This window comes from Spirosoma liriopis (genome assembly GCF_023196085.1).
GTDB classification, from domain to species: Bacteria; Bacteroidota; Bacteroidia; order Cytophagales; family Spirosomataceae; genus Spirosoma; species Spirosoma oryzicola.
Map to the genome: position 1 here is coordinate 318,378 of NZ_JALPRF010000001.1, position 20,008 is coordinate 338,385.

Sequence of the window (20,008 nt, forward strand, 5' to 3'; positions counted from 1 at the left end):
AAAGTATTTATTTCAGTACTTCGACTGTGTTTAACTCTGGTCCTCCACCGTGATTGGCGGAACCAGCAATGATGTAAATGTTGTCTTTGTAAACGACGGCCTGCGTTCCATGACGACCTTCCTTTAGCTTCGGTCCCGCTGTCCAGCGATTTGTTTTAGGGTCCAGCACTTCGGCCTCGTTGTGCGCCAGCAACTGCGTAGTTTCGCCACCGATTACCCATACTTTGCCACCCTGCGTTACTGCCGTGCCACCCGCTCGCTGAGTCGGAATGTTGGAGGTAGCGGGCAGGGTTTCCCAACGGCCCGTTTTAAAATCGTACACGTCTACTTCGGCAATGGTCGTTTCAAGCACTTTGTTGATACGCGCGGTTGAGTTGCGTCCACCGGCCAGGTACAATTTATCCCCGACGACCGCTGCGGCAATGTGATCGCGTGTGCGGGGCGCGTCAGCCAGTCGTTTCCAGGTGTTTGTCTTCGGATCATATTCGTCCAGCCAGGCAACGTGACCATCGTAATGGCCATCGATGATGCCACAGGCCATGTAAATCTTGTCTTTATAGACTACAATACCCGCCGATCCACGCAGCCGCTCTTTGGGAATTTCGGGACCTTTCCGCCATTCGCCCTGTTTGGGACTGTAGATGTATATATTCGGAATCGGGGTTTCATGCGGGTATTTTCCTTCAAACGCACCCATCACGTAAATTTCACCGTTGTAATTGATCGCCTGAAAATGGTTCATCTCAACCGGCGGGGTCGGCAGCCGCTTCCAGACCATCGTTTTCAAGTTGAGGGCTTCGAGTGGTTTCATGCCCCGCCCCCCTAACGCGTACAGGCTGTCGCCGACCAGTGCAGCTGCATTCTCGTGGCGTTTCTCGCAGGTATTCTGCGTGGTAACCGGTTGCCACTCCTGTGCGTAGGCACTCGTACTAACGGCCATTAGACCAAAGCAATAGAGCAAATATCGATTCATAAGCGGTTGTAGAATTATTCCGATCAGGTTAATTGTGGCCAAAGTGACGACTTACTTGCCTTTGTATTTACACAACGTATTGTCGGATTTTATAAAATACGATTTGTAGTTAAGCGCTTTAGGATCAGTACATCCTTTCAGGTTTAGTACCTCGACGGTTTTAAAATCAATGGGATGGCTTTCGGCCTGCAAGGCAATATAACCTGTTCCCAGCGGTGTGTTTGCCCGGTTCATCCAGTACGTAGCGGCCTCCTGACTGAAATGGCCCGCTTTCCAGTCGTGATCCTGGCTCACAAACCCTCCGCCAACCTGCGGTTTTTCGTATGTTAACACCGTATCCCGACCTACGAGGTGATGCACGATGGAATCGCCCAGCACAATGGCCGAAGCCGTCACCCACTGATCGCCGTTGTACGTCTTAGAATCAGAGTCAATACAGTGTTCCCCCCTGGGCTTACCCTCCATCGACACCTGGGTACCGGGGGTGCAGAGATTGGCGGTATGCCGCTCTCCTTTGTCCAGTCCACCTAATAATTGTAGCTCCAGCGACACCGGGAAGGTCTGACCAATTGATAAACTCGCAGCTGACTGCGAATGCACCATCACGCCACTGTTGCGCACGTTCCATGAATCGCCACCGGGGATCTGATTGCCGACGAAACGATAGGTGAACCGGACGATGTAGTACGAGAACGGCGTTTTATAATACAGGTGCCCATACTTCCCATCAAACGTTTTGTATTGATCATATGCGATCCGCAACATGCCGTTTTCGACCCGGAATGTGTTTTTGTAATTATCGTTCAGGGGTTGATCCGCGATTTTTATGTCCCAATCCCGCAGGTCTTTGCCGTTGAATAGCTGAACCCATTCCTGTTTGTCAGGACTTGACTGAGCCATAGCGGACGAAACGACGAACAAAAGAGAGAAGCTAACCAATAAGTGTACTAATCGATTCATGAAGCTGACAGTTGAGAGATTACAACCGAAAAGACACAGTTCGTTTCTGGCTACTTAGGGGTGTACAAATAAAAGTCGGAATGGATCGGAGTTGATACGCCATATCTCCAAGATATGGCGTATCAACTCCGATCCATTCCGACAGCTTCACAAAATCTCTCTTTACGTTTTCCGTTTTTTCTTCCGGGCCGAAGGAAACAATACGTTGTTCAGGATCAACCGGTAGCCGGGCGAATGTGGATGGAGCTTTAAATCGGTCGGATTGCGAAACCCACCACCCCGTGATCCTTCAGGATCGTGACCGCCGTAGAACGTCCACTGGCCACGTCCTACCTCACCGTAGATATACCGGTCCGATGTTTTGCCTTCGCCCATCACCAGGCTGCTTGGCTTAACGGCTCCTTTCCGAAAAGCGGTTGTCTGCCCGAAAAATTCTTTGATGATCGATTCGTGATTCTGCGTAAGCATGGAAGGAATCACATCCCACTTAGCCGAGAAATTAAACAGTTCGAAAAAACCGCTCGACTGATCGTACCCACGCCCGTTGGCTGAATTGATGTCGGAAAAGGTCGAGAAACCCCGGTAGCCGTTGTCAGCTTCGAGCGTAAAATTTCCGAAGGCCAGCGTTTTCGTAAAATCAAGTTTATCCTGCGCGTCGGGGTCGACACCGTCACCGTCGTAGGCACTGCTTACAATATCGACGCCGTCAGCCGCCAGAGCAATATCGAGGGTTTCAGCCGCCGAACACATGGCAAACAAATAGCCACCACCCGCACAAAACTCTTTGATCCCTTTGGCAACAGCTAGTTTCATCTGCGAAACTTTGGGATAGCCATACTTACGCGCAATATCTTCCTGAACCTTGATGTCGGTCAACGACTGGCGGTGCATGTTCCGTCCGTACTGTCCCGTGAAATCCTCGTGATGCAGGTGCAGCCAGTCGTACTTCGGCAAATCTCCTTTCAGTACCTCTTCGTCGTAAATAACTTCGTAGGGAATTTCGGCGTAGGTCAGCACCAGCAAAACGGCATCGGTATTTTCGAACTCCGCCGGACTAACCTTGATGGGCGAATAAACGATGATTTTAGCCGCTTTTTGAAGCGTCACCACGTTCATGTTCAGATCGGGGTCGGACAACTGTTGCTTAAGTGAAGCCGCTTTTGCGTCGGATATGGCTTCGAAGGAAACACCCCGAACGCGACATTCCGTCTCGACAGCCTGCGTTTGCTTGACCATAAAGCTACCGCCCCGGTAGTTTAGAAGCCAGTCGACATCTTCGCCGTCTTTGAGCACTTTGTAGGCAATGCCATAAGCCTTGAGGTGATTACTCTGCTGATCGTCCATCGGAATCAGAACGGCCCCCGCCCGACTGACCAATCCCACCAACAGCAACAGAAAAGAGAAAGCTATTTGTCGTATCGGAATACGAAAAGTAACATACCATTCCATAGTGTGCATTATTTTTGACCTAACGTTGCGAACTCACTGCCAAAGCCACGTTTCGTTCGTCGTTCAAGGGGTTCTGCTGGTCGTTTGTCTGAGTCAATGCCCACGAACTAAAAACCAACATTTTCTTCAACTACGCATCAATTCAATGGTCTGGAACTCTCCATTACTCACTCGTTACGGCGTTACTGCAAGCACTCTTTTCCTACTCGTTATGTCCTTTTGCCAATCATCCGTTATTGCTCAATCCCCATCGGTCGAGACCGGTGTTTCGCAAACGCTGGCAAAAGCGCGAAAGCAAACCATCAGCAAAATAGCTTATGCCTTAAAGTTCGACATTCCCGCGCAAAAAAACCAGCCTATTCCCGCCACGGAATCAATAAGATTTGACTGGGCAAAAAACGCGGCTCCGCTCCAACTTGACTTCAAAGAAGAACGTGCTCATTTGCAGGCTGTTTCTGTCAACGGAGAGCCAATTCCGGTTGCTTTTGAGCGTGAACATATCCTCATTCCAGCGGCTCAATTGAAGCCCGGAACGAATGCGATTTCAATCCAGTTTACGGCGGGTAATCTGTCGCTTAACCGCAACGACGATTACCTCTACACGTTGCTCGTTCCCGACCGCGCCCGCACGGTATTTCCCTGCTTCGATCAACCCGATCTGAAAGCGACGTTTCAGCTGTCGCTAACAGTTCCGAATGGCTGGCAGTCAATGACCAATGCCCCCGTGCAGGATTCGTCCGTCGCGGGCAATCGCAAAACCGTCAACTTTCAAACGTCCGACATTATCCCAACGTATCTGTTCTCATTTGTCGCGGGCAAGTTCACCGCTGTCTCGCAAACGCTGAACAGTCGGCCCATGACGCTTCTTCACCGCGAGACCGACACGACCAAAATCCGGCTCAGCCTGGACCCTATTTTTAAGCTACACGCCGACGCGCTAACGTTTCTGGAAGCGTACACCCAGATTCCATATCCGTTTAAAAAGTTTGATTTTGCGGCTATCCCCGATTTTCAGTACGGCGGTATGGAACACGTCGGTGCGATTGATTACCGGTTGTCGAGCTTGTTTCTGGATAATGGGGCCACGCGCGACCAGAAGTTATCCCGCGCGACGTTGATTGCCCACGAAACGGCGCACATGTGGTTTGGCGACATGGTTACCATGCGCTGGTTCGACGACGTGTGGCTGAAAGAGGTATTTGCCAATTTCATGGCCGATAAGATTACCGAGGTTTCGACGCCGGATGCCAATTACGACTTACAATTCGTAGTCGATCATTTTCCGGCAGCGTACGCCGTTGACCGCACTGAAGGCGCCAACCCCATCGGCCAACCGTTGGCCAATTTGCAGGAAGCTGGTACGCTGTACGGCGGCATCATCTACCACAAAGCGCCCATTATGATGCGGCAGCTGGAACGCTTGATGGGCAAAACAGCCATGCGCGACGGGCTACGTCAGTACCTCAAGAAATACGCGTTCAGCAACGCCACCTGGGCTGATCTGATTGGCATTCTGGACACGTACACGCCTACCGACCTGCAAGCCTGGAACCGCGTTTGGGTCAACGAAACCGGACGACCCACGTTCAGTTACCAGCTCGATCAACAAGAAGGTAAAATTAGCCGCTTCGTTGTTTCGCAGAAGGGCGAAGATGGCAGCAGCCGGTTGTGGCCGCAGGGTTTTGAAGTCGCTCTAGTTTACCCGGATCACGTTGACGAGGTAACGGTATCGATGACACAGGCGCAGGTAACTGTACCCGAAGCCGTTGGAAAGCCAGCGCCGTTGTTCGTTGTGTTCAATTCGTCGGGGCAAGGTTACGGCTTATTCCCGGTCGATACGGCGATGTTGTCGAAACTGGCGACGCTCAAAAATCCGGTGACGCGGGCTTCTGCCTACATTAATCTTTTCGAGAATATGCAATCGGGGCACATCATTGATCCGGTGCGCCTTGGAACGATCTATCAAAACTTACTGGGCAATGAGCCGGAAGAACTGAACCTGCGTTTGCTGACGAGTCAACTGTCGGATATCGTCTGGAATTTTACCAAACCGGATAAACGCTCGGCGCTGGCGACTTCTGTGGAACAAGCTGCGTGGCAGGCAATGGAGCGGGAAACGGCTGCTGGAAAGAAGAAACTCCTGTTTCGTTTGTACCAGAACATTGCCTCCAGTACCGAAGCAAAAAATCGGCTGTATACCATCTGGAACGAGCAGAAAGCGCCAGCGGGTGTTACCCTTACAGAGGATGATTATACGAGTCTAGCCCTGGCGTTGGCCGTTCGTGATTATCCGGCAGAAGGTATTCTAGCGAAGCAATTAAGTCGCATCAAGAACCCCGACCGAAAGAAACGACTAGACTTTATGATGCCCGCGTTATCGTCCAACGTCGCCGAGCGCGATGCGTTTTTTGCGTCACTGGCCACTGAAACCAATCGCGAACGCGAAGCCTGGGTAACGGCGGCTCTGGGTTATTTGCATCATCCGTTGCGGGCACAAACCTCGGCCAAATACCTGGTCAAGAGCCTGGACCTGCTGGAAGAAATTCAGCGGACGGGCGATATTTTCTTTCCCGAATCGTGGCTGCGTTCGATTCTTTCAAGCTACCAGACGCCCGAAACGGCACAACTGGTTCGTAAATTCCTGGCCGACCGGCCTACGTACAATCCACGCTTGCGGGCCAAGCTCCTGCAAGCCGCCGACAATTCGTTCCGGTCCAGTAAGCTGCTGTATCAATAACATTACCCGGTGACATTTTCCCGTTGTTTGTACGAGCCGATTGGTTAGCCAATCCGTTACCCAACTCAAGGATAGCGCCAATTTATTCCGATAGAAAATTAAAAGGACTGCAATCTATTTCCTTACCAGCCTGTTGCTTCCTTTAATAGCTATTTGCTGGACGTTTTCGTACCTGGCAACCCGGCTCTAGCTACGCTTATTTTAACCCGTTACTGAAGTACTGATGAGCTTTTTCAATTCTTTAAAAACTCGACTGCGCGTTGTTGGTTTTGGCGAAGGGGTTTCGTTCCTGCTACTCCTGTTTGTTGCCGTTCCCCTCAAACGAATCTACGGCCACCCGGAAGCGGTCCAGATTCTCGGACCCATTCACGGCCTTCTTTTTATTTATTACGTGTTACTCATCGTTCAGGCCAAAACGGAATATAGCTGGTCCTGGGGTAAAACCGGATTAGCTTTCCTGGCGTCACTTTTACCGGGTGGCACGTTTTACGCTGATCACAAAGTATTTCGCCACTTGCCCGAAACGGTCGAGCAGGTATGATCATAGCGAACGGTTTACAAATTCTTAAATAAAAAAGCCGGACAGGGATGTCCGGCTTTTTTATCAGGCACGCGTGTATTATTTAGCGGCTTCAACAGCGGCTGCTGCTTCGATGGCGGCAATGGCGGCACCGTTTTTCTCGCCGTATTCGTCCCGCTGTGTTTCAAAGTAGGAGAAAATCTCATTGATCGAATCGACGTTCTCGGCAATTTTCGAATGCATCTCACCCAGGTTTTTTTCCAGAGTCGAGTCATTCAGTCCGTTCATGTTGTCTACTTCGATCTGACTGATTTTAGTGATGATCGCCGTTTGGCTGTTCTGTAAATCTTCCAGTTCACGAACGACTTTGTTCATCAATTCAAATTTCTGCGCTTTATCCATGATAGATCTAGTTTTGTTGAGTATCCATCCTATAACCGCGCAGAATGGCAAATGGTTATTGATCGACGATAACTTATGGTCAAAGACAGCGTTGAAGAGGTCACCCACAACGAGTGCAATACCTCTAGGTAACAGTCGTATAGCGCTTGTACACGGTTACAATCTCCACCGTTTTCCATCCCGAACGGGTATATAATCGCTTACTGTTTATAATCTTCACGCGATCACCGGCTTCAATGGTTACGGCTTTAGGCGGAGCGAATTGTTCAGGATCAGGTAACGGCTCTTTATCCGGCTTCAATTGCATTTGCCGTATGTCTTTGTCAAAGTCAAACTGTCGGGATACCGCCTGCCAGTTGTAGTTAACCGTGGCAAGAGAATCATAGGCTACTGGCTCCTTGCTGGTGTATGGGTTCCGCACGTACTGCTCCGGCCAGGCATGGTAAAACCCAAAAAAGCGTTCGGACCGGTATACACTCGGACCGTTGATGTCTATCCGCAAATCGGTCGTAGCCAGATCTCGTAGTTCGACCAGCATATCCGTCGAGGGTTTCCCGTCGAAATTGGCATCGACAGCCTCGCTGGCTACTGAAGATACCGGCCTGTATTTACCGTGAAAGCGTTCGTGTAACGATATAAAATCTTCATTCGGGGCAAGCGTCTGTTGACAGCCAACCGCACTAATAAGCCAAAGTAGGGCAAGCACACCGGTTCGTTTCATAGGAGAAGGCAGATTGAACGTTTTCGAATCTAACTATATAATACCCTCAAGTTTCACTTTATACTCGTTTTGCACACACAACACGGCGAATAATCTACATCATTAGATATATCTATATCATTATAAATTAAATCAATTTGATCTATATATTCATTGCTAGTAATATTGTCCCATCATATAAGTCGCACGTTAACAAAAAAAATAAGTAGCCTTTCATTCACTACTAATTCATTCGACTCCAATGGAAAACCAGCCAACTAAACTTACCACCGCTTCGGGAAGCCCGTACTTCGAACACGAAAACACCATGTCGGTTGGACAGCGTGGGCCGTTGCTGTTACAGGATTATATCCTGCACGAAAAAATGGCGCACTTCAACCGGGAGCGGATTCCAGAACGCGTTGTCCACGCCAAAGGATCAGGCGCTTACGGGACGTTCACGGTAACGCATGACATCAGCAAATACACCCGTGCCAAACTGTTCAACGAGATTGGCAAGGAAACACGGGTATTCCTGCGCTTTTCGACCGTGGGTGGTGAGAAAGGCTCTGCCGATACCGAGCGCGATCCACGCGGTTTTGCATTGAAGTTTTACACGGAAGATGGCAACTGGGATCTTGTCGGCAACAACACACCCGTATTTTTCATCAAAGATCCGAAGAAGTTCAGCGACTTCATTCATACCCAGAAACGCGATCCGTACACGAACTGCAAATCGGCCACGATGATGTGGGACTTCTGGAGTCTGAACCCCGAAAGTCTGCACCAGGTTTTGATTCTGATGTCGGATCGTGGTACGCCCGACGGCTATCGGCACATGAATGGTTATGGCTCGCACACGTTCTCGATGATCAATGCTGACAACGAACGCGTTTGGGTAAAATTCCATTTTAAAACCGCGCAGGGCATCAAGAATTTCAGCAATGACGAAGCCGTCAAGATGAAAGGACTGGACCCCGACTACGCGCAGCGCGACCTGGTAACCTCAATCGACAAAGGCGATTTGCCACGCTGGAACGTCAAGATTCAGGTGATGACCGAAGAACAAGCGAAAGCGTTCCGCTGGAATCCCTTCGATCTGACGAAAGTATGGCCGCAGGGCGATTTCCCGCTAATCGATGTGGGTACGCTGGAATTGAATCAAAACCCAAACAACTACTTCGCTGATGTTGAGCAGGCTGCTTTTGCGCCCGCCCACGTTATCGATGGCATCAGCTATTCGCCCGACCGGATGCTACAGGGCCGTATCCTGTCGTACCCCGACGCCCAGCGTTACCGGCTTGGCGGCAACTACGAGCAGATTCCGGTAAACCGCTGCCCGTTCGCCGTCAACAATTACCAGCGCGACGGACAGATGCGCGTCGATGGAAACGGTGGTCGTTCTACCAATTATTTCCCGAATAGCTTCGACAATATCGTTGCTGACGAGAGCTACAAACAACCAGCCTGGGATTTAGGAACGTCAGTAGCCGATTGGTACGACCGGAATGCGCCGGGTGAGAATGACCACTACACGCAGCCGGGTAACCTCTGGCGGTTGATGACCCCTGAGCAGAAAATTAATACCGTTAACAACATCGTGGGAGCCATGAGCGGCATCGATGGCCCGAAACGGGATCAAATTGTCAATTTGCAACTGTGCCACTGGTTCCGCGCTGATTTATCGCTGGGTATGAGCATTGCCCAAGGTTTGGGTATCAACATGGAAACATTGCAAGGGGCAATGCCTACGCAACACGCTTAATAGTATTTCCCCCGTATCTTGATAAAACAAGGCCGGATAAAATTATCCGGCTTTGTTTTTTGTCATGCGCAAGAATCGGGTTGGCTTCCCATCGGGTTATAGCGACTTTTGTGTAGTCAAACCAACAAACCGATGACGACCAACAACGCTTATACATATGGACAAATAGCCCGCGCTATCGAACATCTTACGGCCAATTTTCGCGAACAACCTTCGTTGGCGGAACTGGCCGAAAAGGTAAACATGAGCGAGTTTCATTTCCAGCGGCTCTTCACCGATTGGGCTGGTGTTAGTCCCAAAAAGTTTGGCCAGTATTTAACGCTCGAACACGCCAAGCAGCAGCTCCGCGCGGGTTCGTCGCTGACCGATGTTGCTTATGAAGCCGGTCTATCGGGCACGGGTCGTCTGCACGATTTGTTTGTCAGCATCGAAGGGGTAACACCGGGTCAATTCAAACAGGCCGGGGCGGGTCTGGTCCTCTCCTACGGCATCTTTGACAGTCCATTTGGCGCGTATGTGCTGGGGGCAATCAACAAAAAAATTGCGGTGCTGCATTTTCTGAACGATGGCGAAAAGGCCGAAGAACTCTTACCCATCGCGTGGCCGGGAGCCCAAATACAGCATAATCCAGAAACGCTTCAATCGCTGGCCGACCAGGCTTTTCCCGTTACGGGCACGCTGAACTTGCCACCCGACAAACCATTAGCTTTGTTGCTGCGAGGCTCTACTTTTCAATTGAAAGTATGGGAAGCGCTGCTGAAAATCCCCGAAGGTCGGTTAGCCAGTTACGACCAGATTGCCGAAGCAATTGGTCAACCTACGGCTTCACGGGCGGTCGGAACGGCGATAGGCAGTAACCCGGTGGGTTACCTGATTCCCTGCCATCGGGTTATCAAGAAAACGGGTTTGTTCGGCGGCTATCGCTGGGGAACCGAGCGGAAACAGGCGATGCTGGGTTGGGAAGCAGCACGGCTGAATCGCTAACTTTTTTCGATCCATTGACCTACGTACAATACTACTCTTTCAGTCCATGAAATAAATGACCCAGACTATGGTATCGGCGGAGTCGCCCGCGCGGTTCTCAAAACCGATACCACAGTATAGGTCTGGTTAGCATCACAACCTAGTGGTACCGATTCATTCCTAGATCAATCGTTCTTGCGGATAATCTTTTTCAGGATCGTTACGCTTCTTTCCAGTTCCTCTTCCGTGCTGGACGCGAAACCCAAACGCGTACCGTTCAACTGTTGACCGGGCGGATTGTGCGCCAATCCATTCGACAAGTATAACCCTTGTTGCCCGGCCTGCGTAGCCAACGCTTCCATGTCAATCGACGGATCGAAGCGGGTCCAGACAGCCATTCCTCCGTCGGGTTTTGTGAATTGCACGGTATCCCCTAACTCGGTTGCAAGCAAATCGCAGAACCGGTCCCGACGATCGTGATACGTACGAAGCGACTTCCGAAAATGGCGTTTCATGTCCCGGTTCTTAAACAGTTGTCCGATAGCAAATTCAAGCATGGGATCACCTTGCCGGTCGATAATACGGCGAAGTCGGGCCAATTCGTCAATGAGAGCCGCCGGAGCGACGACATAACCAATTCGAAAAGCGGGCGCTACCGATTTTGTTAGCGATCCGACATAAACGACCATGCCGCGCGGGTCGGCGCTGGCCAACGGCAAAATAGGACGACTGAGATAATGAAAATCGTAATCATAATCGTCTTCCAGTATCGCAAATTTATAAATCTCAGCAAGTTGCAGTAACTGAATGCGTCGATCGGGTCGTAACGTAACGGTCGTCGGGTAATGATGGTGCGGGGTTACGTACACCATACGAACCGACCCTTCTTGTTTACAAAGTTCAGCCAGCGCGTTTACGTCAATACCATGCTGATCAACGGGTACCGTTCGCAGGCTAGCTCCAGCCTTTTGAAAATTCATCGTTGCACCGGCCCAGGTCATTTCTCCCGTCACAACTACATCGCCCGAACGTAGCAACACCTGACCAGTCAGGTGCAGCCCCATAATGCTGCCCCGCGTGATCATGATGTTATCGGGTGTCGTTTGTAAACCACGAGTTTCGTTCAGGTGAAGCGAAAGCTGTTCCCGCAACAACGGATGGCCTTTTGTATCGCCGTAACCGAAATGAGCCTGCGGATTTCCCCAGCGAAAATAAGACCGGTACGCCCGGCTCAATTCTTCCATCGGAGCCAGTCGAATATCGGGAAAACCATCGTCCAGATGCAATCCGGCACTAGTGGTCAATACAGGTCGAACCAGAAACGTAACCGATTCAAAGGCGTAACCGGGTTGGATACGGCTCTGCTCATCGGCTTTCTTCTCAACAAATGCCTGCGGCTTTACTTCCGGAAAGTGCGTTGCGACATACGTACCACTGCCGGAACGACTTTCGAGCCATCCCTGCGCGAGCCCTTCCTCGTAAGCCGCCACGATTGTCTGCCGGTTCAGATCAAGCAGGTCAGCCAGTTGACGGGTTCCGGGCAACCGCTGTCCCGCGCCTAACGTTCCGGCTCGAATCAGACGGCTTAATTGCTCACTAACCTGAATAAAAATTGGCGTGACCGATGATTTGTCGAGTTGAAGCAGGGATTTGAACGGGAGCATAACCGGACTAGCTGTATTCTAGAAACTGGACGATTTAGACAGTCCGGCAAAGAACGACATTTGTTTAAAATTAAACGCTGTTATTCAGCACCAAGATCTTTAGTTTACTTGTTCTGATCATGCAAACCACCCGTACAACACCCAGCCGCTCCGCCAAACGCGTTCATTACGATGAAGAAATCATTCATCCCATTCTGGACGAGGCTCTTTTCTGCACTGTTAGCTATGCCGTCAATGGTCAGCCGATGGCTATTCCAACGGCTTTTGCCCGGAAAGGGGACAAAATCTACATTCACGGCTCAGTAGGTAGCCATTTTATGCGCGAATTGGAGAAAGGTAGCCCCGCCTGTATTTCGGTGATGATTACGGACGGGCTGGTATTGGCTAAATCAGCGTTTAGTCATACGGTGAATTACCGTTCGGTGATCCTTTTCGCTACCGCCGAAAAAGTTACGGACGAAACCGAACGCATGGAAGCCCTGGCTCTTATCACCGATCATTTGATACCCGGTCGCTGGGCCGATCTACGACCAACAACCGCCAGCGAAATGCGGAAAACAATGGTACTCGCTTTTTCACTAGCCGAAGCGTCCGCAAAAGTTCGTGCGGGAGGACCGAACGACGAACCCGAAGATCTTGATTTGCCAACCTGGTCGGGCGTGATTCCAATGAAAACGGTGCAATTGGGGCCCGTTACGGCTGAAGCCAGTGCAGGAACGCCCCTGCCCGATTACCTGCGTTGAGAACAGGTTCATTGGCGGAGAATCGCTTTTTTCGGAACTTGCTGCCATTTCCCTGTACAATGATCATTCGACCTTACGAAAAAACAGATGCTGCTCAACTTATTTCGGTATTCTGCAAAAGTGTTCCCGTCGCCTTCGGTGAAAACGAAATTAGTGAGTACAGTACATTTCTGGAAACATGGTCAGGTCCCTACTTTGTTGCCGAGGATAACGGAAAGCTATTAGGTGCCTGTGGCTATTATAGTCGGGACGACCGACAGGAAGCGTATATCTGCTGGATATTGTCCGATCCGGATGCCAAAGGGCAGGGCATTGGCAAAGTGCTCCTGTTGCACAACCTGGCCCTTATCGACGAACAGCCGATCATTCAGCGCATTGTGTGTGAGACGTCGCAGGTTGCCTATCTTTTTTTCGAGAAGTTTGGCTTTGAACTACAGCACACCAAACCGGATTACTGGGCTCCCGGCCTTGATCTGTATCACATGATACTCCATAAAAAGGCCTCATAAGAATCTCGTTCTTATGAGGCCTTTTTATCTATTTTTCCCGGTGGTAGACCAGCACGGGTACGGTCGATTTTTCTACCAGACGAGCGGTGCGGTTGGGGTGCAGCAGTTTATCCAGAAAACCTGCTTCGGGGTATAATTGCATCACAATCAGGTCAGCATGTGCGTTGTCGAGTTGATCGTCCGTCAACACCGAAAGCTTGGCATCGAACGTATCAATTAGCGAATCGGTCTGGGCAGATACTACACTTTGCGTCGTTTTTGGCTGCATGGCATACACAATGGTATGCACCTGAGCCGGACGAACGGCTTGCCCTTCGGTTGTAATTGGAACAATCAGCACCGGACAAACGGCTTCGTCAGCCACATCGGACACGGCGCTACCCGCCAGCCGGTCGAAAAACGTATTCAGATCGCTGCGGCCCATTACGATCAGATCGGCAAAAAGCCCTTTGGCAGCATCTAAGATTTCGTCGTCAACGCTGCCAATTCGCCACTCCGCCCGGACCGAAAACCCTTCGGCCTGTAACTCTGCTTCGAGCTGCAACAAACGCTGACGGCTAATTTCTTCAATTTCCTGAGAGGCTACCAAGCCAAAACCGGGATCACCAACGGTTGGTAACGTCGTATCTGGAATCATCGGTTGGTAGACATGCAAGAGTGTTATGGTTGCACCGGTCTTACGGGCAAAAAGCCGTACCCAGTCGAGGGCAGCGGTCGAACTTGACGAAAAATCGGTAGGAAAAAGCAGGTTTGTCATAATTGCGTGAACAGGGATTTGTAATCACAACAAACGAAACGCCCAACATTCCCGGCAATCCATCAATTTTTGTCTGCATTTGATACCCGCATGTAAGCGATGCTACCCGTTTATCGGGTCGTCGGGGGTGTTATGATACGCCCTGTTCCGCTACCGCTATTCATGGTTTCGACGGCCATTATCTGCTTCATTGTTTTTTCCATACCTTCGGTCGAACCATCCAAGAAGATAACGTTGCCTTTCCCGTTTTCAGCGAAATGTTTGATCGCTTCGGTCCAGATCGAGAACAGGATCAGGGATGCATCGAGATTGGCTTCGGTCATGACTTTTGCCGATTCGGCCATACCCTTCGCCACTTCTTCCCGGAACAGAGCCACACCCTGACCACGCAACTGCGACGCTGTTTTTTCGGCCTCAGCGGAGATCTTGATGGCGTTCCCGTCCGCTTCGGCAGCCTTTGTTTTGGTGATTAACAGCGCTTGTCCTTCGTTTTCGGCGGCAGCTTTGAGGTTCGACGAAGCAACCACTTGCGCCATCGACCGCATAATCACTTCGTCAAACGCAATATCGTTCAGTTGTAGATCCGTCAGGTGATAGCCCCAGCTTTCGAGTAAAGTGTCCAGTTGCGACTTAACGTGTTCAATAATTTCTGATCGAAGGGCCAGAATTTGAGCCTGTCGTTTGGTCGCCACAAAACTACGGATCGAGCCTTCGATGGTTCGAACCAATGCCTGCATGAACGACGCTTCGTCAATGAATTTGAAGGCTACATTTTTGATCGTTTCTTCTTCCTGGTTCAGCACCGAATAGACCAGCATCGCTTTGAAGTTGACATTGGCCTGATCGGCGGTAATGGCCTGAAACGACAGTTCGACGGAGCGGTTCTGGATCGAAATACGGCGATAAATAACCTCGACAAACGGGATTTTAAAGTTCAGCCCCGGCCCCATTACCCGAGCATATTTCCCGAAGATGGTTACAACGGCTACCGTTCCCTGTTGCACAATCACAATCGAGAGGAACGCGGCAACCAGCACGAGGACAAAGAGTATGCCTAGAAAGGTCATTAGCTAAAACGGATAGATACAAACAAAACGGATTCTGTAGTAAGGTACAGAATCCGTTGATACGCTTGTCTTTTTTTGTCAGATCGGCCAGCCTAATTGCCGGCAGCGAGTTCAAAACTTGCCACATTGCGCTGACGGAAGTACACTGTCATCGCTAATACGAATCCGGCAAAGGCCAGCATGGCCCCTACCCATTCAGGCGAGGTGTAACCCAGACCAGCCGCAATAGGCAGACCGCCGAGGTAAGCGCCCAACGCATTACCAATGTTAAAGCCAGCCTGACTAACGGACGAAGCCAGCATTTCGGAACCATTGGCGGCCCGAATCATCAGAATCTGAATAGGTGCTCCTAGTGAAAACGCAACGGCTCCCGTAACAAACGTCATGACTAACAACGGCCCTTTGAAGGGAGCAACGAAGTAAACGACCATCAGACAGACCGACATCAGCAGCAAAAACAGGGCCGTAGCCTTGATGGGCGACATCATATCAGCCGTTCGTCCGGCAATCAGGTTACCAACGGCCATTCCCAGACCGGCCAATACCAGAATCCAGGTAATTTGATCGCTACCAAAACCGGCTACTTCGGTCAGCAAGGGAGCGATATAACTGAACCACGCAAACAAGCCGCCCGTACCGATAGCCGTAATTCCTAAGATAAGCCAGGGCTCAACGCGCGTAAACAGCTTCAAATCCTTGCGCAGATTCGATTCGCCAACGACGGGCATCTCCGGGAGCAGTTTTTGAATGCACAGCATCGTAATCAATCCAACGACAGCAATAAGGATAAAGGTAATCCGCCAGCTCATCGTATGGCCGATGTATGTTCCCAGCGGAACGCCGATGATATTAGCCACCGTAAGCCCCGCGAACATCATCGAAATAGCCTGCGCTTCTTTTCCTTTACCGGCTAACCGGCTTGCGACTACGGCCCCTACACCAAAGAACGCACCATGCGGCAGACCCGACAGCAGGCGGGTCATCATCATGATCTCATAATTAGGGGCAAAGGACGAGAGTGCATTACAAAACGTAAACAGGGCCATCAGCCCCAGCAATATCTTTTTGGGAGGATAATTTCCGGCAATACCCACCAGCAAGGGTGCTCCCAAGACCACGCCAAGCGCATACGACGAAATCAAATGGCCAGCAACGGGAATCGAAATGTGGAGCGAGTTGGCGATATCCGGCAGAATACCCATCATGACAAACTCTGTCATGCCTATGCCGAACCCTCCAATAGTGAGAGGTAATAAGCTCTTTTTCATTTGCAGCGTACTAATTTTCTGACAGCTCGTGAATTTATCTACTTAGAAAATTCACAATAACCTCCACTAATTGAAGGCTATTTAATCAGGAAAATAAAAAAAGTGCAAAAATGTTCCCTGCTCTACGAATAGTCTAGTTTATTGATTACCTAATACAATTGCACAAAAAGGCCCCGGTCCAGACAAACGTTGTGGGACCGGGGCACTTCCAGATAAGATGAATCGCTTAGTGTGCCAGCAGCCAGTTTTCGCCGGTACCGATACCGGTTTCCATCTGCACAGCCATCGGGATCGCATTTTTCATAATGTCATTAACCCGCTCGCGTAGCAGATCGATTTCGTCGCGGTGAGCATCAAATACAAGTTCATCATGCACCGTCAGAATCATCTTCGATTTCAGCCGCTCGGCCTGCATAAACTCATGAATACGGATCATGGCGATCTTGAGCATATCGGCGGCACTTCCCTGAATTGGGGCGTTGACGGCGTTACGTTCGGCAAACATCCGGTCCGTTACGTTCCGCGAGTTGATGTCACGCAGGTACCGACGGCGACCCAGGATTGTTTCGGCATAGCCAAAGCCCCGTGCTTTCTCGATGCTCTGGTCCATGTACGCTTTTACCGCCGGAAACTCACCGAAGTATTCCTCAATAATTTGAGCGGCTTCCTTGCGGGGAATCTTCAATCGCTGCGCCAGTCCGAACGACGAAATACCGTAGATGATCCCGAAGTTGATGGTTTTGGCTTTCCGGCGCATATCGCCCGTTACCTCGCTGATGGGTACGTGGAAAACTTTACTGGCCGTCTGGGTATGGATATCGACGCCGTTGTTGAACGCATCAAGCATGGTCTGATCACCACTGAAAGCCGCCATAATCCGCAGTTCGATCTGCGAGTAATCGGCCGACATGATCAGGAATTCCGGTCCACGCGGCACAAAAGCCTTCCGAATTTCCTGACCACGTGGGGTCCGAATCGGAATGTTTTGCAAGTTCGGATTCGCCGACGATAACCGCCCGGTCGATGCGACGGCCTGGTTGAATGAGGTATGAATCCGTCCTGTACGCTTACTGATCAGCAACGGCAGCGCATCCACGTACGTATTTTTGAGCTTGATCAACTCACGGTAATCGAGAATTTTACGGGCAATTTCGTGCTCTTCTTCGAGTTTCGACAACACCTCTTCGCCCGTGGCGTATTGACCTGTTTTGGTCTTTTTAGCGTTCTTATCAAGTTTAAGTTTATCGAACAGAATTTCACCCAACTGCTTCGGCGAGCCGATGTTGAACGAATCCCCCGCGATAGCAAAGATTTCCTGCTGCACCTGCCGCATATCGGTATCAAGCGTTGCAGATAGTTCGGCCAGCGCATTGGTATCGATAGTAATGCCTTCCAGCTCCAGATCCGTCAGCACCTGCACGAGCGGCATCTCAACCTGATCGAACAGCTTGTGTAGATTATCTTTTTCGAGCCGGGGCGCAAACGTTTCTTTCAGTTGAAGCGTAATATCAGCGTCCTCCCCCGCGTACTCAACTACTTTTTGCACCTCCACATCGCGCATCGACAGCTGCCCCTTCCCTTTTTTACCAATCAGCGATTCGATTTCAACCGGCTGGTAATTCAGATAAGTCATTGCCATCATGTCCATGTTATGACGCATTTCGGGCTCAATGAGGTAATGCGCAATCATGGTGTCAAACAGCTTACCTTGCACCTCTACGCCATACTTTTTGAGCATCAGCAGGTCGTATTTCAGATTCTGACCAATCTTACCGATCGCCGGATTCTCAAAGACGGGCTTAAACTGATCAACAATGGCCTGCGCTTCTTCCCGATTTTCTGGTACGGGTACATAAAACGCTTCGCCTGTTCGGTACGAGAATGACAGACCAACCAGATCGGCCTCGACCGGATCGATGGCGGTTGTTTCGGAGTCAAAGCAGATACTTTCCTGCAAACTCAGGTAGTGAACCAGACTCGCCCGCAACTCGGGAGTATCGACCAGCCGGTAATCGTGCTTGACCGATGCAATCGTTTTCCGACGTTCGGGCTGATTCTCGTCAATCTCGTAGTCGGGATACACGTCGAGATAAGCTGGCTGATCGGGTTCTGCGGTGACTTTCTCCCCCCCTTCAATCGTTGACGAATCGGTCACGACATCGGGCGTCGCTGCCGACGCGGAAGCTACCGGTGCTTTTACGCTAGTTCGTTTGGCTTTCGTCTTCGGCTTTTCGACTGGCTCGCTAGCCGCAGGCGCGTTGCCGACCGAACCAAAATCAAACGGCAAGTCTTCTGCACCGGATGGGTTCAGCGCCGGATCGCCGGACCGTCCCATGTTCGGGAAAGGAAGAAACGCTGGCGCATCACCACCCGGCGAATTAAACAAATCCATCTGTCCCGAGGCCGGTTTTTTCGGTGAGTCAGCCGCTGGACTCTCGTCGTAATTCGGACCCAGCAGACGGGTTTTCATCTGCCGAAACTCCAGTTCGTCCAGCAAAGCCGACAGGCGGGGCTTATCGTATTCGGTATGCCGCAGCAGGTCTTCATCAAACGCGACCGGCACATCAAGGTGAATCGTCGCCAGCTGCTTCGACAGTAAGCCTTGCTGCCCATAATTGACGACGTTTTCTTTAAGCTTGCCCTTTAACTGATCAGCATTAGCAATCAGGTTTTCAACGGAGCCAAAATCAGCAATCAGCTTCTGTGCTGTCTTTTCACCTACTCCCGGAATACCAGGAATATTATCCACCGAATCGCCCATCAGACCCAGCATATCGGTCACCTGGTCGATTCGTTCGATCTGCCAACGCTCCAGCACTTCAGGTACGCCCAGCTTCTCAGCGGGTTTGCCCATGAAAGCCGGTTTGTAAATATGAACGTGTTCCTCCACCAGCTGACCATAATCCTTGTCGGGTGTCATCATGTACACCTCGAAATCAGCCAGAGCCGCTTTTTTGGCGATGGTTCCGATAATATCATCAGCCTCGTACCCTTCCAGAATCAGGATAGGGATGTGCATCGCTTCAACGATCTTTTTGATGTAAGGCGTTGCGACGCTGATATCTTCGGGTTGCGACTGCCGGGTGGCTTTGTACAGCGGAAACTGCTCATGGCGGAACGTCTTCTTCGAGGAGTCGAACGCAACGCCGATGTGCGTCGGTTTTTCTTTGGTCAGCACCTCGATCATGGCGTTCATGAAACCAAAAATAGCCGACGTGTTAACCCCGCGCGACGAGATACGGGGTGATTTGTTGAAAGCAAAATGGGCGCGGTAAATAAGCGCCAGCGCGTCTAACAGAAAGAGTTTTTTTTGTGGTTTGGCCATTATACAGGTCGCAAGTCAAGGCGCCAAAGGTCGAAAGTCTTACGGACAATCGCGCGATGTGAACCCGACAAATTGATGGTCAGAGCTGATTATACCCTATAAACACAACAGTCCGCATTGGGTTTTGATTCCGGTCAAGTCTGTCTTTAAAACAGAACAAGCCGCTCTAGTTGGGGAGCGGCTTGTTGGCAAAATGAGTATCGAAT

16 protein-coding genes are annotated in these 20,008 nt (G+C 50.6%); 6 read left to right on the forward strand and 10 right to left on the reverse strand.

The genetic code is table 11. The features are described 5' to 3' along the window. Positions 1-7: 7 nt before the first annotated feature. The 3 genes from M0L20_RS01310 to M0L20_RS01320 form a co-directional block, all read right to left on the reverse strand. Positions 8-973 (reverse strand): Kelch repeat-containing protein, encoded by a 966-nt coding sequence (locus M0L20_RS01310; RefSeq protein WP_248475294.1) that lies wholly within the window; start codon positions 971-973, stop codon positions 8-10. Positions 974-1,024: 51 nt separating this feature from the next. After that, positions 1,025-1,933 (reverse strand): 3-keto-disaccharide hydrolase, encoded by a 909-nt coding sequence (locus M0L20_RS01315; RefSeq protein ID WP_248475295.1) that lies wholly within the window; start codon positions 1,931-1,933, stop codon positions 1,025-1,027. Positions 1,934-2,095: 162 nt separating this feature from the next. Next, positions 2,096-3,382 (reverse strand): asparagine synthetase B, encoded by a 1,287-nt coding sequence (locus M0L20_RS01320; RefSeq protein ID WP_232559023.1) that lies wholly within the window; start codon positions 3,380-3,382, stop codon positions 2,096-2,098. 211 nt (positions 3,383-3,593) lie between these two features. On the opposite strand from M0L20_RS01320, the gene M0L20_RS01325 reads away from it, so the two are divergent. Together M0L20_RS01325 and M0L20_RS01330 are read left to right on the forward strand one after the other, a co-directional pair. Further along, on the forward strand, positions 3,594-6,119 hold the full coding sequence (locus M0L20_RS01325) for a M1 family aminopeptidase (protein ID WP_248475296.1): 2,526 nt from the start codon (positions 3,594-3,596) through the stop codon (positions 6,117-6,119). Between the two features lie 223 nt (positions 6,120-6,342). Further along, positions 6,343-6,660 carry a DUF3817 domain-containing protein gene (locus M0L20_RS01330; protein ID WP_248475297.1) on the forward strand — a complete coding sequence of 106 codons (318 nt, stop codon included), beginning with the start codon at positions 6,343-6,345 and terminating at the stop codon, positions 6,658-6,660. Positions 6,661-6,738: 78 nt separating this feature from the next. Here the strand turns inward: M0L20_RS01330 and M0L20_RS01335 are convergent, their stop codons facing one another. Further along, entirely contained in the window at positions 6,739-7,041 is a 303-nt protein-coding gene (locus M0L20_RS01335) for a hypothetical protein (protein ID WP_232559026.1), read from the reverse strand. 124 nt (positions 7,042-7,165) lie between these two features. Beyond that, positions 7,166-7,762, reverse strand: a complete 597-nt coding sequence (locus M0L20_RS01340) for a hypothetical protein (protein WP_248475298.1) — start codon at positions 7,760-7,762, stop codon at positions 7,166-7,168. Positions 7,763-8,003: 241 nt separating this feature from the next. Between M0L20_RS01340 and M0L20_RS01345 the strand changes: the two genes are divergently transcribed. Together M0L20_RS01345 and M0L20_RS01350 are read left to right on the forward strand one after the other, a co-directional pair. Further along, on the forward strand, positions 8,004-9,506 hold the full coding sequence (locus M0L20_RS01345; protein ID WP_248475299.1) for a catalase: 1,503 nt from the start codon (positions 8,004-8,006) through the stop codon (positions 9,504-9,506). A gap of 132 nt (positions 9,507-9,638) precedes the next feature. Further along, on the forward strand, positions 9,639-10,490 hold the full coding sequence (locus M0L20_RS01350) for a bifunctional transcriptional activator/DNA repair enzyme AdaA (protein ID WP_232559029.1): 852 nt from the start codon (positions 9,639-9,641) through the stop codon (positions 10,488-10,490). Between the two features lie 164 nt (positions 10,491-10,654). On the opposite strand, the gene M0L20_RS01355 is transcribed toward M0L20_RS01350, so the two are convergent. Next, positions 10,655-12,133, reverse strand: coding sequence for an aminotransferase-like domain-containing protein (locus tag M0L20_RS01355; protein WP_248475300.1), 1,479 nt, complete (start codon positions 12,131-12,133; stop codon positions 10,655-10,657). Between the two features lie 119 nt (positions 12,134-12,252). On the opposite strand from M0L20_RS01355, the gene M0L20_RS01360 reads away from it, so the two are divergent. Together M0L20_RS01360 and M0L20_RS01365 are read left to right on the forward strand one after the other, a co-directional pair. Beyond that, positions 12,253-12,876, forward strand: a complete 624-nt coding sequence (locus M0L20_RS01360; RefSeq protein ID WP_248475301.1) for a pyridoxamine 5'-phosphate oxidase family protein — start codon at positions 12,253-12,255, stop codon at positions 12,874-12,876. Between the two features lie 59 nt (positions 12,877-12,935). Then, positions 12,936-13,385 (forward strand): GNAT family N-acetyltransferase, encoded by a 450-nt coding sequence (locus tag M0L20_RS01365; protein ID WP_248475302.1) that lies wholly within the window; start codon positions 12,936-12,938, stop codon positions 13,383-13,385. Positions 13,386-13,413: 28 nt separating this feature from the next. On the opposite strand, the gene M0L20_RS01370 is transcribed toward M0L20_RS01365, so the two are convergent. The 4 genes from M0L20_RS01370 to polA form a co-directional block, all read right to left on the reverse strand. Next, positions 13,414-14,142 (reverse strand): universal stress protein, encoded by a 729-nt coding sequence (locus tag M0L20_RS01370; protein WP_232559033.1) that lies wholly within the window; start codon positions 14,140-14,142, stop codon positions 13,414-13,416. A gap of 110 nt (positions 14,143-14,252) precedes the next feature. Continuing rightward, on the reverse strand, positions 14,253-15,209 hold the full coding sequence (locus M0L20_RS01375; protein WP_232559034.1) for an SPFH domain-containing protein: 957 nt from the start codon (positions 15,207-15,209) through the stop codon (positions 14,253-14,255). A 92-nt stretch (positions 15,210-15,301) separates the two neighbouring features. After that, positions 15,302-16,477 (reverse strand): MFS transporter, encoded by a 1,176-nt coding sequence (locus M0L20_RS01380; RefSeq protein WP_248475303.1) that lies wholly within the window; start codon positions 16,475-16,477, stop codon positions 15,302-15,304. Between the two features lie 226 nt (positions 16,478-16,703). After that, positions 16,704-19,802: a DNA polymerase I gene (gene polA / locus M0L20_RS01385; RefSeq protein WP_248475304.1), complete on the reverse strand. Its 3,099-nt coding sequence runs from the start codon at positions 19,800-19,802 to the stop codon at positions 16,704-16,706. Positions 19,803-20,008 lie beyond the last annotated feature (206 nt).